The organism is Dyadobacter sp. HNCC25DJ184 (assembly GCF_056895215.1).
Genome location: NZ_JBXHAQ010000020.1, coordinates 1 through 15,186 on the forward strand (window position 1 = coordinate 1; position 15,186 = coordinate 15,186).

Annotated in this window: 15 protein-coding genes; 4 read left to right on the forward strand and 11 right to left on the reverse strand. The window is 42.0% G+C overall.

From position 1 onward, the window contains the following. Positions 1-332: 332 nt before the first annotated feature. Together groL and AC1XUD_RS23800 are read right to left on the reverse strand one after the other, a co-directional pair. Entirely contained in the window at positions 333-1,964 is a 1,632-nt protein-coding gene (gene groL / locus AC1XUD_RS23795) for a chaperonin GroEL (RefSeq protein ID WP_483363537.1), read from the reverse strand. A gap of 55 nt (positions 1,965-2,019) precedes the next feature. Then, on the reverse strand, positions 2,020-2,316 hold the full coding sequence (locus AC1XUD_RS23800) for a co-chaperone GroES (RefSeq protein WP_483363538.1): 297 nt from the start codon (positions 2,314-2,316) through the stop codon (positions 2,020-2,022). Positions 2,317-2,548: 232 nt separating this feature from the next. Here AC1XUD_RS23800 and AC1XUD_RS23805 point away from each other — a divergent pair, with 232 nt between their 5' ends. Then, positions 2,549-3,256, forward strand: coding sequence for a hypothetical protein (locus tag AC1XUD_RS23805; protein WP_483363539.1), 708 nt, complete (start codon positions 2,549-2,551; stop codon positions 3,254-3,256). A 57-nt stretch (positions 3,257-3,313) separates the two neighbouring features. On the opposite strand, the gene secG is transcribed toward AC1XUD_RS23805, so the two are convergent. From secG to tamL, 6 genes are all read right to left on the reverse strand, one after another. Continuing rightward, on the reverse strand, positions 3,314-3,673 hold the full coding sequence (gene secG, locus AC1XUD_RS23810) for a preprotein translocase subunit SecG (protein ID WP_483363540.1): 360 nt from the start codon (positions 3,671-3,673) through the stop codon (positions 3,314-3,316). A 50-nt stretch (positions 3,674-3,723) separates the two neighbouring features. Next, positions 3,724-4,377: a hypothetical protein gene (locus AC1XUD_RS23815; protein WP_483363541.1), complete on the reverse strand. Its 654-nt coding sequence runs from the start codon at positions 4,375-4,377 to the stop codon at positions 3,724-3,726. A gap of 56 nt (positions 4,378-4,433) precedes the next feature. After that, positions 4,434-4,970 (reverse strand): LPS assembly lipoprotein LptE, encoded by a 537-nt coding sequence (gene lptE / locus AC1XUD_RS23820; protein ID WP_483363542.1) that lies wholly within the window; start codon positions 4,968-4,970, stop codon positions 4,434-4,436. Positions 4,971-4,993: 23 nt separating this feature from the next. Continuing rightward, a complete protein-coding gene (locus AC1XUD_RS23825; RefSeq protein WP_483363543.1) occupies positions 4,994-6,301 on the reverse strand; it encodes a sigma-54 interaction domain-containing protein in 1,308 nt (435 codons plus the stop codon). 76 nt (positions 6,302-6,377) lie between these two features. Beyond that, positions 6,378-7,829, reverse strand: a complete 1,452-nt coding sequence (gene miaB / locus AC1XUD_RS23830) for a tRNA (N6-isopentenyl adenosine(37)-C2)-methylthiotransferase MiaB (protein WP_483363544.1) — start codon at positions 7,827-7,829, stop codon at positions 6,378-6,380. Positions 7,830-7,997: 168 nt separating this feature from the next. After that, positions 7,998-10,463 (reverse strand): translocation and assembly module lipoprotein TamL, encoded by a 2,466-nt coding sequence (gene tamL, locus AC1XUD_RS23835; protein WP_483363545.1) that lies wholly within the window; start codon positions 10,461-10,463, stop codon positions 7,998-8,000. On the opposite strand from tamL, the gene AC1XUD_RS23840 reads away from it, so the two are divergent. Beyond that, on the forward strand, positions 10,463-11,215 hold the full coding sequence (locus AC1XUD_RS23840; protein WP_483363546.1) for a TrmH family RNA methyltransferase: 753 nt from the start codon (positions 10,463-10,465) through the stop codon (positions 11,213-11,215). The two genes, tamL and AC1XUD_RS23840, sit on opposite strands and share 1 nt — an antisense overlap. Before the next feature lie 127 nt (positions 11,216-11,342). On the opposite strand, the gene AC1XUD_RS23845 is transcribed toward AC1XUD_RS23840, so the two are convergent. Both AC1XUD_RS23845 and AC1XUD_RS23850 read right to left on the reverse strand, forming a co-directional pair. Beyond that, entirely contained in the window at positions 11,343-12,128 is a 786-nt protein-coding gene (locus AC1XUD_RS23845; protein ID WP_483363547.1) for a queuosine precursor transporter, read from the reverse strand. Between the two features lie 35 nt (positions 12,129-12,163). Next, on the reverse strand, positions 12,164-13,408 hold the full coding sequence (locus tag AC1XUD_RS23850) for a pyridoxal phosphate-dependent aminotransferase (protein WP_483363548.1): 1,245 nt from the start codon (positions 13,406-13,408) through the stop codon (positions 12,164-12,166). Positions 13,409-13,608: 200 nt separating this feature from the next. Between AC1XUD_RS23850 and AC1XUD_RS23855 the strand changes: the two genes are divergently transcribed. Then, positions 13,609-13,872, forward strand: a complete 264-nt coding sequence (locus AC1XUD_RS23855) for a type II toxin-antitoxin system Phd/YefM family antitoxin (RefSeq protein ID WP_483363549.1) — start codon at positions 13,609-13,611, stop codon at positions 13,870-13,872. Then, positions 13,869-14,141 carry a Txe/YoeB family addiction module toxin gene (locus AC1XUD_RS23860; RefSeq protein WP_483363550.1) on the forward strand — a complete coding sequence of 91 codons (273 nt, stop codon included), beginning with the start codon at positions 13,869-13,871 and terminating at the stop codon, positions 14,139-14,141. Before AC1XUD_RS23855 ends, AC1XUD_RS23860 begins: the two co-directional genes overlap by 4 nt. 138 nt (positions 14,142-14,279) lie before the next feature. On the opposite strand, the gene AC1XUD_RS23865 is transcribed toward AC1XUD_RS23860, so the two are convergent. Continuing rightward, positions 14,280-15,185 (reverse strand): DUF1735 domain-containing protein, encoded by a 906-nt coding sequence (locus AC1XUD_RS23865; RefSeq protein WP_483363551.1) that lies wholly within the window; start codon positions 15,183-15,185, stop codon positions 14,280-14,282. Position 15,186 lies beyond the last annotated feature (1 nt).

Below are 15,186 nucleotides of genomic sequence, written 5' to 3' on the forward strand. Positions count from 1 at the left end.
AATTGTATAGTATAATTGTCATTGTTTTGTCAATATTTATCATAACCGAAATATTACATTGATGAAAAACCTTAATTAATTTATCTAAATCAAATGGAAATTTTGACGGAGTATCGGACGGATTTTACGAAGAGATATAGAAGCATTCCGTGAAATAAGAGGCGGGGCAATATCTTATACTTCATTTCTTTTATAGACATTCGGTATTATTGAGCTGGCCCGGAGAAGGTCTTCTTGGGTCGTACTACACCAGGTAAATGGGAGGGGACCTAAAAGTAAAGTCCCGAACCTTTTGAGTCCGGGACTTTACATATTTCAGAAAGCTGAACGAATTACATCATTCCGCCCATTCCGCCGCCGTGGCTGTGACCACCGCCTGCTGGAGCTTCTTCCGGTTCGTCAGCGATAACGCACTCAGTTGTAAGCAACAAGCCTGCAATTGAAGCTGCGTTTTCCAAAGCCAAACGAGAAACTTTCTTAGGATCGATAATACCCGCTTCTAACAAGTCTGTGTAAACATTGTCTTTTGCGTTATATCCATATGCCCCTGTTCCTTCTTTTACTTTCGCAACAACTACAGATGGCTCCTGGCCAGAGTTAGAAACGATTGTTCTCAAAGGAGCTTCAAGAGCTACACGGATGATATTGATACCGGTTGTTTCGTCTTCGTTGTTTCCTGTAAAGCCTTCAAGAGCAGCAGTAGCACGGATATATGCAACACCACCACCAGCTACGATACCTTCTTCAACAGCAGCACGAGTTGCATGCAATGCATCGTCAACGCGGTCTTTTTTCTCTTTCATTTCAACCTCAGTTGCAGCTCCGATATACAGGATAGCTACACCACCTGACAATTTAGCAAGGCGTTCCTGAAGTTTTTCGCGATCGTAATCAGAAGTTGTATTTTCGATCTGCGCTTTGATTTGGTTTACACGGCTCTGGATATCTTCTGTATTGCCTGCTCCGTTTACCAAAGTTGTGTTGTCTTTGTCAATAATTGCTTTTTCGCAAGTACCCAGATAGTCAAGCGTAGCGTTCTCCAATTTGAAACCACGCTCTTCGCTGATAACAGTACCACCAGTGATGATAGCGATGTCTTCAAGCATTGCTTTACGACGGTCACCGAAACCTGGAGCTTTAACAGCTGCAACTTTCAAAGCACCACGGATTTTGTTAACTACCAATGTAGCCAAAGCTTCTCCGTCAACGTCTTCTGCCAGGATAAGCAAAGGACGGCCAGTTTGAGCAACCGCTTCAAGAACTGGAAGAAGTTCTTTCATTGAAGAAACTTTCTTCTCAGAAATCAAGATATATGGACGCTCCAAATCAGCTTCCATTTTCTCAGTGTTTGTTACGAAATATGGAGAAAGGTATCCACGGTCGAACTGCATACCTTCAACAGTTTTAACTTCTGTTTCAGTACCACGAGCTTCTTCAACAGTGATTACACCTTCTTTACCTACTTTTTCCATCGCCTCAGCAATCATGTTACCGATTTCTTCGTCGTGGTTAGCAGAGATAGTTGCAACCTGAGCAATTTCTTTTGAAGTAGAGATATTTTTCTTCTGACCCTCAAGATCTTTAACGATCACAGAAACCGCTTTGTCGATACCGCGTTTCAAATCCATTGGATTTGCACCAGCAGCTACGTTTTTAACACCGATTGAATAGATCGCCTGAGCAAGTACAGTTGCAGTAGTAGTTCCATCACCCGCCGAATCAGCAGTTTTAGAAGCAACTTCTTTTACCAACTGAGCACCCATGTTTTCGATAGGATCTTTCAAATCGATTTCTTTTGCTACAGTAACACCATCTTTAGTGATGCTTGGAGAACCGAATTTTTTGTCGATTACCACGTTACGACCACGAGGTCCCAATGTAACTTTTACGGCGTCAGCCAAAGTGTCCACACCACGTTTTATCTTGTCGCGTGCTTCTGTGTCAAAAAATATTTTCTTAGACATATGAATTAATAATTTGAATTAAACTTTTTAAAATAAAAGGTTGATTGACGGACGATTAACCAATAATGGCATAAATATCCGACTCACGCATAATCAGAACGTCTTTGCCTTCGTACGCAAGCTCTGTTCCTGAATATTTGCCATACAATACGGTATCACCTACTTTAACTGTAAGAGGCTCATCTTTTTTACCCGGGCCTACTGCCAATACAGTACCACGTTGCGGCTTTTCTTTTGCAGTATCAGGAATAATGATACCAAATGCAGTCTTTTCTTCTGCTTGGGCTGGCTCTACAAGAACACGGTCAGCCAAAGGTTGTACGCTCACTTGTATTTCTGCTAAAGTTGACATAGATATTAAACGTTAATTATGAATTGTCAGTAATTTAAGTTGACTGGCTTTTCCGTTAAACAATCTATGCCAGAATAGGCCGTCTGACATTTTTTCACTTCTATTCTGACAAATTTGGATCTATACAGGATCACGTGGTAATATTAAAGTATTAAGTGTGCCAAAAAAGTGACATTATTGACTTTCAGACATATTTTGTCTAACTTTTATTGAGCATCAAATGACTGATACTATGACCCCACTCAATAACGATTGGCTTACAGAAGGTATTTTTGACTTTGAATACAAAAAATATGTGCTGCTTTCCTACTTACAGCACGTTGACCAGCAGTTCACCCGCAACCGCTATTTTCCCCATTTCAACGAACTTCGAATCCATTTTCAGTCCTGTGTGGGTTTGAAAAGCAGCAAAGAAGCCATTAAAACTGCTTTTCCTAAAACTCTGAAAGCTGTGAATTTCCAGCAGATGAAGCTGGAGTATGAAGAAAGCGATCAGGATGGGCAGTATTTAGGTGAATTGAACTACATTCTGGACTTTGCTATCCCATTATTTTCAACCACCCTGGAAAAGGGAGCTGCCGGTATTGCTGAGATCAGCGAAAATATTTCAATTTCGCCAGTGGGAATTGTACCGTTACGGACAGATGAAGGTTATCTTTTATTTCTCAATCCGAGGGAAAAAGTGGTATCGATTTTTCAGTACGGAGTTACATTTTACAATGAGTTCAAGGAGCGACAGATAAAAACCGAGTTTCTTGTGAGAGAGCGCATCGGTTTGGGTAATACTGTTTCGCAATTGAAGGTAGATCTGACAAAGCGAAATAACCAGCTGCCTAATCCTGCTACGTATGTGGTGGAATCAAAATATGAGTATCCTCTGGAGGAGACACTGTTGCCGGTGACCCGTAAAATTATGTTGCAACATCTCAATATAGCCTAAAGAAAAAGCCCTTCATTTTGGCATCCAAAATGAAGGGCTTCAATATCTTTTAGAAAACTACTTTTTAGTTGAATCAGCAGGAGCTGCAGGAGCCGCCTGGTTTTGAGCAGGATTGATGTTTCCGCCCGGAATTACCGTATTTTGAGCCTTCTCGATGTTTACGCTATTGATGCCTTCAACACCAGTGTTGCCACTTACAAGGATGTAGGATCCCAAAGAAATAAGGATAATCGCCGACGCTAGGCCCCAGGTAATTTGTTCCAGTAAATCAGTCGTCTTTTTTACACCGAACATTTGAGCAGAACCCGCTCCACTAAACTCGCTTGACAAACCACCACCTTTTGAATTTTGAACTAAAACTACCAAAATAAGCAGGACGCCAACAATAGCAACTAAAATAATAAGACCCAGGTACATATAATTATATAATAAATGATAAACTCGAAATAGATTTAGAAATGAATGATTTACTTATACAAGTCACTCAATATTTTCGCAAAGTAAATTCTTTTTTCCGGATTCTTCAAAATCAATTTTTGGTATAGATCAATGGCTTTTTCAAGTTTTCCCTGCTTTACCAGTATTTTAGCAAAAGCCTCTGTCTCAATATCTCCTTTCCCTGACTCCGCTAATCTGCCCCTCAGGTCAATTTTTGCCGGTTCGATTGCGTTGTCCTGGCGAATAATACGCGGGTTCTTTTTGATAAAACCTTCAATGATTCTTTGCTGGATTCTTTGTTCTTCCGATTTTTGGGAAATCGCGGCCAGGATATCAATATGCTCGGTATCCATCAACAATTCCTCACCGTCCAGAGGTTGAACCTCTTCAACTACCGAAGTCGATATTGGTTGGGTCAATTCGCTCGCATCGAATCTGTTAACATCGTTTTCAACCAACTGTTGCAATGCTACCCGGCTCAGAGCATATGCCGCTGCCTTAGGTTTAGACTGATCCGTATCGATCGTTCCATTCACTGCGGAAGCCTTGGCAAGCAATGAATAGGCGATCTGGAAAAACGGAAATGTCTTGGTTGTTTCTTCCAGTTGAGCAATAATTTCAGGATTCAGCCGGGCCGGGTTTTTGACAAGGTCGCTGAAAATCTCTTTCTCTACGATTGGCATTAATCGTGCTTTAAATTGTTGGATTGAAACATGAAGTTACGCAAAAGCCGATTCTCTTACCAGTCAGCCGCCGATTTATTAAAAATTTGTTGAACAAGGTTTTCGAGGATAATTGGCAATAGTCTGGCTTCGTTTTGGTTAAGTGTTTCACTCTGAGGGAAGTCGCCATAGTATGTAAAAGATTGGTCGAAATTTTTGGTCTCGTCTTTCGCATTCGTAAAACGCACTTGCACTGTCACGTTCAACCTGTTCAATCCGGCCTGGTCATTAGCTGTCGGAGCAGCTGCAATAACGTCATACCCCGTAATGCTTCCTTCCACAACAAGGTCTCCTCCCGAAGGAAGTTGGGCAAGGCTGGTATTCTTCTGGTAATATTCCTTCAAATTTTCAGTCAATCGTTGCGGCAAATCGGACGGGCCACCCGCGACTCCCGCCGTGAAATTAACTATGCTAAATGTCTTGATATCAGGAGATAAGCTTGTTCCAGTGAATGAATATACTCCGCATCCGGACGTGAAAAGGACGGTGCAGAATAGAAGCGTAAGAAAAGATAACTTCACAACTTTGTTATTGATTTTTTGAATTCCGATCATTCTGTTTTTTGAAATCAAACGCATTATTCCTCGATATCGTATTGTTTTATCTTCCGGTACAACGTCCTTTCTGATATACCAAGTGCGTTGGCGGCGTATTTACGCTTGTTATTATTTTTGCGTAAAGCCTTGATGATCATCTCTTTCTCTTTGTCTTCCAATGACAACGATTCTTCTTCCGCCGATTCATGAATCACGTCTTCAATATTATCTCTTTCGTCGGTATATCGGTCATAACGATCCAGTTCAACAGTCCTCGCAGAGGCCGTTGGTGGCAATAATCTTGTAGGTTCAATAGTTTGCGCAGGAATTACCGTTTCCACGCTGCCAATCGAACTGAATAATTCCTGATGATCTTTGAGGATATCTCCCCCGTACTTTTCATTTTCAAGAACATCTCTAACCAATTTTTTAAGCTCAGTGACGTCCCTGCGCATATCGAAAAGAACCTTATAAAGTAGTTCTCGCTCGGAGAAGGAGGTTGACGATTCGTCAAGTGTACTTACCGGAACGAGCGCTTTACGACCTGCCGGCTGAACCGGATTCAGATAGTGGTTCATCTGAGATGCGTTGATAGGAACGTCTTTATCGGTCTCTAGGATGGTAATTTGCTCTGCAATATTTTTGAGCTGTCGTATATTTCCCGGAAAAGGATATTGTATCAGCAAATCTTTCGCATCGTTATCCAGCTTTACAGGCTTGCTTCTGTACTTTTCTGCAAAGTCGTTCGTGAACTTTCTGAACAATAACAATACATCTTCACCACGATCTCTAAGCGGTGGGACATATATAGGCACCGTATTCAAACGATAAAAAAGGTCTTCTCTGAACTTACCATTGTTGACAGCATCCAGCAAATTAACATTCGTTGCCGCTACAACACGAACGTTGCTCTTCATTACTTTGGATGATCCAACACGGATGTATTCACCGTTTTCCAATACACGCAATAGCCTCGCCTGTGTTCCTAATGGCATTTCACCTACTTCATCCAGAAATATGGTACCACCGTTCGTTGTTTCGAAATATCCCTTTCTGGCGTCAAGGGCACCTGTAAAAGCACCTTTTTCGTGCCCAAAAAGCTCTGAATCAATCGTGCCTTCTGGAATGGCGCCACAGTTGATGGCAATAAAAGGCCCGTGCTTTCTGGCACTAAGGCTATGGATAATTTTGGAAAAAGATTCTTTCCCACTGCCACTTTCTCCGGTGATCATCACGGTCAGATCGGTGGCAGCAACTTGTATTGCCACATTGATGGCATGATTCAAGACTGGCGACGTGCCTATAATCCCGAAGCGGTTTTTAATAGCTTGTATTTCCGAAGGATTCATTAATTTTTCCTTTTGGCTTATGGTCATATCATAAGAGGTCATTTCTGACCTCTATCTATCACTACAACGTATAGACTCAGGCAGTCACTTCCGTAACGGCGTGTCCTAAAAGCGTTGCTGTGTTGCATTCGGTAATCAGCACATTGACGTAAGTTCCAACCTCGAAATTCTCTCTAGGAAAAACGACAACCTTGTTTTGGTCGGTTCTTCCAGAGAAATCCTGATCCGATTTTTTGGATGTTCTTTCGATTAATACGCGCTGCACTGTACCAACTAACCGCTGATTACGCTCCAGTGATAGTTTTTGCTGTAATTCAATTATTTCTGCAAGACGACGCTGTTTTGTTTCAGGATCAATATCATCTTTGTATTTTTTGGCGGCCGGAGTGCCGGGGCGTTCAGAATAAGCGAACATATAGCCATGATCGAACTTGGCATATTCCATCAAACTGAGCGAATCTCTGTGTTCTTCTTCCGTTTCTGTGCAAAATCCGGAGATCATATCATGAGAAATTCCGCACTCATCGCCCAATATTGCTCTGATTCTATCAATTTTACCCAAATACCATTCGCGGTCGTAAGTACGGTTCATTAGGCTTAAAACCCGACTATTACCACTTTGGGCCGGCAAATGGATATAGTTGCAGATATTGTCGTATTTTTTGATGGTATACAACACATCGTCGGTTATATCCTTCGGATGTGAGGTACTGAATCGCACACGCAATTCCGGGCTTACCAATGCTACTTTCTCCAGAAGTTGAGCAAAATTCACTTCAACAGAATCTTCGGATGAATCTTCACTTTTCCACTTGTAGCTATCCACATTCTGGCCAAGCAAAGTCACTTCTTTATATCCATCGGCAAACAAATCTTCCGCTTCTTTCAAGATTGAATAAGGGTCACGGCTGCGTTCCCGTCCTCTTGTATAAGGTACCACGCAAAAGCTGCACATATTGTCACAACCCCGCATGATAGAAATCAAAGCGGTGATTCCATTGGAATTCAACCTTACGGGCGATATGTCTGCATATGTCTCTTCTCTTGAAAGAAACACATTTACACCTTTTTGACCCGTTTCTGCTTCTTCGACTAACCTTGGCAAGTCACGGTAGGCGTCTGGTCCGGTCACGATATCGACCATCTTTTCTTCCTCAAGCAATTTTGCTTTCAAGCGTTCTGCCATACAACCGAGTACGCCAATCAACGTTCCCGGCTTCTTCTTTTTTATGACATTAAGCTGACGCAGACGAGTACGAACTTTCTGCTCGGCATTATCTCGTATGGCACAGGTATTCAGGAAAATCAAGTCGGCATCATTGGCGTCTGACGTGGTAGCAAAGCCTGCATCTTTCATAACTGACGCCACGATTTCACTGTCAGAGTAATTCATCTGGCAGCCGTAACTCTCAATAAATAAACGTTTTTTTTCGGAAACAGGCTCATTTTCAGTTACTTTTACTGTTTCGCAAGCTTCCTTATCGCTGTCTGTTAGTATTTTTAATGTCTCCGCAATCCTGTGCTCCATTGGACAGAGTATTCTTATATATTGAAAAATAATTTCGCTTTCTGTGTTCAACGACTCCCTTAAGGGATGTTGACATTTTACAAAACTACGAAAAATTCGGCAGAAACTGACAAACTGGCAGTGATCAAAGGCTGCATTTGAGGGATAAACGGTTGGGGCGTTTGCCTGTCAGAAAGGATATCCAACGCCAAGGTTTACATTCAAAAAGTTAGGCTGGGAACGTTGGAAGAGGTGCTTAAGATCCAGTTCATCGAGTACAAACCGCTGCAAAGAAGGGTCGTATACTTTCACGCCGAAGTCAAATCTCAACACAAAATAAGAAAGGTCGTAACGGATACCGAATCCGGTTCCGATAGCAAGTTCTTTCAATAACTTCTCTGGGCTGAACTTCTGCGAATTCTCGGTGTAACTTTGTAGCATCCAAACGTTACCCGCATCAATAAACAGCGCATAATTGATATCACCAAAAAGGTGCGTCAAATGCCCGCGGTATTCGAGATTTCCTTCCAGTAAAAATTCTCCCGGCGATTCAACAGACAAGTTGTTGGAGGTAAGCCTAGGTTTAGAAGAACCTGGTCCCAATCGTCGTGGCAACCAAGCACGAACGCTGTTGGAACCTCCTGCAAAAAAGTACTTTTCATATGGAGGTACGTCACTGTCTCCATAACTATAAATAGCCCCGCTGTTGACGCGGGTGATCAATAACGAGTTTTTACCGACGGGCCAATATCTACGGAAATCCACATTAACACGAAGGTATTTGTAAAACTGAAGGCTGTCTCCGAAAACATTTTTGATCAGACTGACTTGTTTTGGAACGAGATTGAGCGAGGTTCCACCAGACTCTAGTCCGATTCTGAAGTAATGAGCGCGACGCGGCGGTCCCGTAAGTGGGTTGGTATTGTATACAAAATTGGCTGAGATGGCGGACACAAAAGATTTCTGAAAGCTGTTTTTTAGATTATTGCCTTGTTTTTGCAAGGTGTTCAGTAAAGCCAGAAAGTCCGGTCGGATATTCTGCGTATTTAGAATATTCAGGTCAACCAGCGACAAGTTGAAAAGCGTGGTGCTCTTTGGCTGCCATGAATATGTCATCAGCATTTTAACGTTCGTCCGGGTATATTCCGGCCGGTTTACATAGTTATAACCTAATCCAACCTGGGTTTTGGGGTTGTTAAACTGCGTTTTCTTTTGAAAATAAGTCCCCGGGAAAAGTAGACGCGGAAATATCAAAGAGGTATTCACTGCAATTTCCTCACTTCGATATACATCTCCATCTGATATGAACCCTGGCACCAGCTCAATTCCCCCCCGTACGTTAGCTTCAAAGTTTTCCAGTCCGTTAAAAACATTTCGAATCTTATACGACAGGTTGGCAAAAGGCCCCGGGGCGCCTTGCAGCTGGATCACGTTAAGACCTACGTCCGTTGAAATCTGGTATTTATCTAATGGAATGGCCTTAAAGTAGCTGTGAAGCCCCGTTCCGGACGAGTCCAGTTTGTAACTGTAGTTGATAAAGCGAAACTGGTCCGTTAGAGCTAATTGTTGCTGAGTTGCCCGTTCTTTATCCTGGCTATATAAGTCGCCAGGTTTCATCAATATTTTGGAATTCAATATTTTCTTCGAAAATCTTTTGTCAGAGAAGACGTACTCTGTTCCGCGATAATTGCTCGTGTCTTTACGAAAAAGGGAATCTGGAACTCCTGAAGGTGGTAGCACTTCAAAATTGACGGACTTGATCGTCAAAGGACGAATGGTATTATCCTTTGCCGGAATATCGACCCGAACTTGTACGTCCACGCGTTTGTAAAGACTGTCAGTTTTTGGATCAGATATCGTATCGTTGATCAGGTAGTTGACATATTTCCTTGAAAAACCATAGTAACCCGAATTTCGCAATATATTTTCAATCCGAATTCGTTCTAGTTCAAAGGCGTCGTCGTCATATCTTTTATCACTGACCAAATATGTATTCTTCTTTTGAGTAATCAACAAACTGTCGATTTGCTGATTTTTGACACGGTATTCAATTTTATTTAAATTGGTAGGTGTTCCCTCAGTAATCTGGTATATGGTTCGAATACGATTTTTCAGCGTGTCCGGTATAAACGTTACCTGACCATCAAAAAAACCGTTATTGCTGAGATAGAGCTTCATTTTCTCAGCATTCTTGACTACGTCTTTTTGATCATAGTACACAGGCTTTTCTCCCAATACACGCATCCAAAAATTTCCCTTGTCCACTCTATCTTGCGCTTTGGAAATTTTTTTGGCGAATTTACGGTCAATCTTTTCGAGCTTTTTGGGATTATTTTCGTTCTGCTGGCGTTCTTTCTGGTACTTTTGTGTCACGCCAAGGTAGTCACGCTGTCGTTCTTCCCGATTGTAAAACAATTCTCCAAAGCGGTACAAGCCCACATATGGAAAGAAGGGGAGACCAAGCAGACGACGATTAGGTTTTTGAGGTATAAGGGCCTCTAATTCACTATTCTTAATGGCTACATTGCCACGGAAAGCAGAGTTTCCGAGGAAGTAGTTTTTTTGTTTATTGGTTGACTTGCGGGCACACGAAAACGTCCCTGCTAAAAGGCCTGCAATTAATAAGAAGTATACGAAACTATATTTGATATTCAATGCTCTCTAAGAACCGGATAAAATACATTAACTCTTTAAAAATCAAGAAGTACAGACAGCTCTACCAGACTTTCGTCGTGGAAGGAGCAAAAAGCGTTCTCGAACTAGTCGACTCCGATTTTGAAATAGAACATATACTTGCCACCACTGATTTTCAGCAAAAGTACTCAACAAATTTAAGCAAGCATAGCGCCAACGTTGAAACAGTAACATTGAATGAGTTGGAAGGACTAGGCTCCTTCCAAACCAATGACTCCTGCCTTGCTGTGGCCCGGATGAAACCCAATGAGTTTACTTCCAAACGAAAAGGAGAATATATCATTGTTCTGGATGATATCCGCGACCCGGGAAATCTGGGTGCAATTATCCGTATTGCAGATTGGTATGGCATTAAAAATATCATTTGCTCCCCCGATACTACGGATTGGTATAATCCCAAGGTAGTTGCAGCCAGCAAAGGCTCATTTACACGAGTAAAACCTTATTATACTTCTTTACCCACGTATCTAGCTGAACACGCTCAAAACCAGATGATTGCCGGCGCATTTTTGGGCGGTAAATCGCTGTACACTTTTGAGTTTGCGAAGGAAGGTGGATTCATTGTCATGGGCAACGAATCGAATGGTATCGGTGATGAAGTAGGAAAATTGGTAACCGATCGAATTACTATCCCGCGATTCGGAGAGGCAGAATCGTTAAATGTTGGCATTGCCACAGCTGTGATTTTGGATAATTTGAGGAGAGGAGCGTAAAGTAGGTGTTTTTGATATGACAAGCACTTTGGCATAACTCGCACTAAAAATTCAACACCCAACATCTTTCATCAAAAAACCAATGACCGCTTCCTGACCACCCATTACAACAAAACCCTGACCACTCCTAATTATTATGCGCAGCATCATGCATCAGCTCTTCGGCATATTCTTTTCCAAGGTACTGGTCAATGAAATAATGAGCCACATACAGCAGAGGGGTCATTAATATAGCCACAATACCTTTATATAGATAGTTGATCGTTCCCACTGAAAATACCTGGCTTAGCTCCCAGTTCCCGAATACGTAAAAGGCTATTCCAATTACAACGAAACTGTCGACTAGCTGCGAGAATAGGGTAGAGCCTGTTGCCCGCAGCCAAATGAATTTGTTTCCAGTCCTTTTCCGCAGCCAGGAGAAAACGAAGATATCGAGAAATTGTCCGAGCAAAAATGCAGTGATAGAACCGATCATAATCCCAAGCCCCTGGTTGAAAATTTTGCCAAAAGCGAAGTTGATATCAAATTTTTGGCCATGGTCGTCAGTACCATTCACGTCCAGCCAGAACTGTGCCGGAGGGAGCTTGGTAGCGATAAATATCGTGATGAAAGTATAGACAATAAAAACGGCGGTAAGGTATGAGATACGCTTCACACCTTTCCGGCCGAAATATTCATTAATGATATCCGAAGTCAGGAAAACAATGGGCCAGTTCACTACACCAGCCGTCATGTTGAAATCCATTTTCTGACCGCCAATCGGAATCTGCACCGGGGCAATCCCAAGGAGCGCCTCTACTGAGAATATTTTCGCGCCCACAATTTCAGCGATCAGGGCGTTGGTCAAAAAGATACCACACAATACTAAAAAAAGGCGTTGTCTTTTTCTCTCAGTAACAGGGAGCTCCAGCATATGACGTTGATCAGAGGATATCTTTATGGTTTAAATTAGACAATTACATCTTCAATCATTCTGTTTGACAGCACTTTACGGTTTTCGAGGAACAGTTGGATCTTGTTCATCGCCATATTAAGTTCGTCAACAGTAGGTAATATTACGATCCGGAAGTGATCATCCGATATATAGTTAAAGCCTGTTCCAGCCACAACCAATACCTTTTGTTCGGCTAAGAGATCATATACAAATTGCTCGTCGGTATGGAGGCCGAATTTCTTCAGATCAATTTTCGGGAAGACGTAAAGTGCGCCTTTGGGTTTAACGCAGGTTATTCCCGGAATCGCAGTCAGCCTGTCATATATCAAATTCATTTGCTGGTGCAGTCTTCCACCTGGAACTACCAACTCGTTGATACTCTGATATCCACCTAACGCAGTTTGAATACCGTATTGAGTTGGAACGTTTGCGCAAAGTCGCATACTGGCCAGCAAAAGAATGCCTTCAATATATGACTTCGCTTTTTGCTTTGCTCCGCTTAAAATCATCCATCCTCCTCGGAAACCGGCAGAACGATAATTTTTAGACAAACCTCCGTAAGTCACACAAAGCGTATCGTTTACCAGCGTGCCCATTGGATAATGAACTGCGCCGTCGAACAATATCTTATCATATATCTCATCAGAAAAAATGATGAGTTTATGCGCTTCCGCGATCCTTGCCAACTTTTCTAGCACATCTTTTTCGTAGACAGCTCCTGTTGGGTTGTTAGGATTGATAATAACAATGCCTTTTGTTTTGGAAGTTATTTTACTTTCTAAATCTTCCAGATCCGGGTTCCAGTCTGATTGCTCGTCACAAATATAATGGACTGGTTTCCCGCCACTTAGAGCAATCGAAGCCGTCCATAAAGGATAGTCTGGAGAAGGAACAAGAATCTCGTCGCCCGGATTGAGCAACGCCTGCATGGAAAGCAATATCAGCTCACTTACGCCATTCCCGATGAAGATATCGCCGATTTCAACATTTTGAATACCGCGGTTCTGCGAATAATGCATCACCGCCTTTCTGGCCGCGAAAAGTCCTCTGGAATCAGAATAACCCTGCGCATTGCGGAGGTTCATAATGATGTCGTGAACAATCTCATCAGGGGAGTCAAAACCGAACGGTGCCGGATTGCCAATATTCAGATTATGAATCTTATACCCCTGACTTTCAAGCTCTAGAGCTTTTTCGTACGTAGCGCCCCTAATTTCATATCTCAAATTATTGAGGCGCTGGCTTTTCAGAAATTCCATATCAAAATTGGATAGTAATGATTTCCAAAGTTAAAATAAAATCGGCGTATATGTCGCGATGAGGGCTTTTTAGGGAATAATTTTGATATGAATGTGCCCTCGAATCTGAACTGACTTTAAATGAGGATACAGTAATCGCTGAAATTCACAATACTTTTTGAACTATCCGATATATATTTGTGTACCATTTTGGTACACAAATGAAAAACGTCATGTTGGTAATCAGTTCAAGAGAATTCAGAGAAAATCAGAAAAAGTATATGGATTTGGTGGATCAAAACGAACAGGTGATCATTAAACGGGGAAAAGGAAAGGCATATGCTTTAACTCCTGTTGGTGAGAACGATAAGTATTTTATGGATCCCGGCGTAATGGCTGATATTCAGGAGGGTATCGCGCAATACAAAGCCGGAAAAACGACAAAAGTAGAAAAAGAGGATTTTGATAAATTGCTCGGATTATGAGTTATTCCATTGAATTCACGGACAAGGCTTTGGAAGGAATTGGAAAACTTAAAAAATCTGGGAATAGGCCTGTGCTTAGAAAAGTCCGAAAACTATTGGATGAATTAAGCGAACATCCTTACACAGGGACAGGTCAGCCCGAGCAGCTTAAACACAACTTAACTGGATTCTGGTCAAGAAGAATAAATCAGCAACATCGATTGGTTTATTCTGTTGACGAAACACGAATAGTAGTGACAGTTATTTCGGCGGGGGGACATTATCAGTAAACCCAACTCCACCTACTTTCGAAGATTAGATTCAAATTGCTGTGCCCTCCAAAAAAAGGTCCGGTAACGATTTATCATGACTTTTTAAGATCAATCAAAACCGAAACCGGAGTGGACCACTAGATTTTTAAAAATGGACTATTTGTAAAATATGTCTGTTATGTTTCGATATGCAGAACCATTGTACACCACATAATTGATGGTAAACTTGGTATTATTCTCACTAACGGTTAGTGTTGGCCCGCTTACGACTGTTATACCATCATTGGTGAATGCAGCAGTAATTTCTTCCGGATTGATAACCGCCTTGAAATCTGACAGGACACCATCTGTATTCGTGAAAGTAATCAGATAATTTGGCTGAGTATAATAGCCGGTTGCTACTTTTACCGTTGTCGGATTCACTGGTGACAGAATTGTGTGATCCGCAATCCATGTGGTACTTGGCACCGACTGATCCTGACTATTATATCTGAAAAAGTCCCATTTGTAGCTACCTGCGATCGGATTACCAATTGAATGGAAATAGATTTTTCCAAAATTGGCACTGGTGGTGATATTGGCGCTATTCGTAGCACTTACAGGCAGGTTGTAATTCTGGGTTGCATCGATTTTATTCGGATAAAAAATCACTTTGAATTCCGCTGACCTCTCTCCAGCCTTGATGACAGCCGTTTCGCTAATGAAGTCATACAGACTGTCCGGCATTAGTTGATAGTCTATTTCATCTTTTGCGATATTATCGTTAACTGCTTCAGGATCAACGGTCAGGTTTATGGTAACGTCACTGCCCAACACCTCAGCGCCCTGTAAAGAGACGACGAAAGTTGCAGTGTCGGCCACGTGATCACCAGGATAGGTGAGAGCCGCTCCGGCGAAGTAGTTTAGCCCCGAATTGATGGTCGTTCCTCCAGGTTGAACGTAGAGCATCTCGATGATGGAGCCTTTTGCGTCCGGTGGGATATTTGAATCTCCTTCTTTTAGACAAGAGGTCATCGTCAGCACAGCCGCTACAAAGTATATTGATCTGATAGTTCTTTTCATA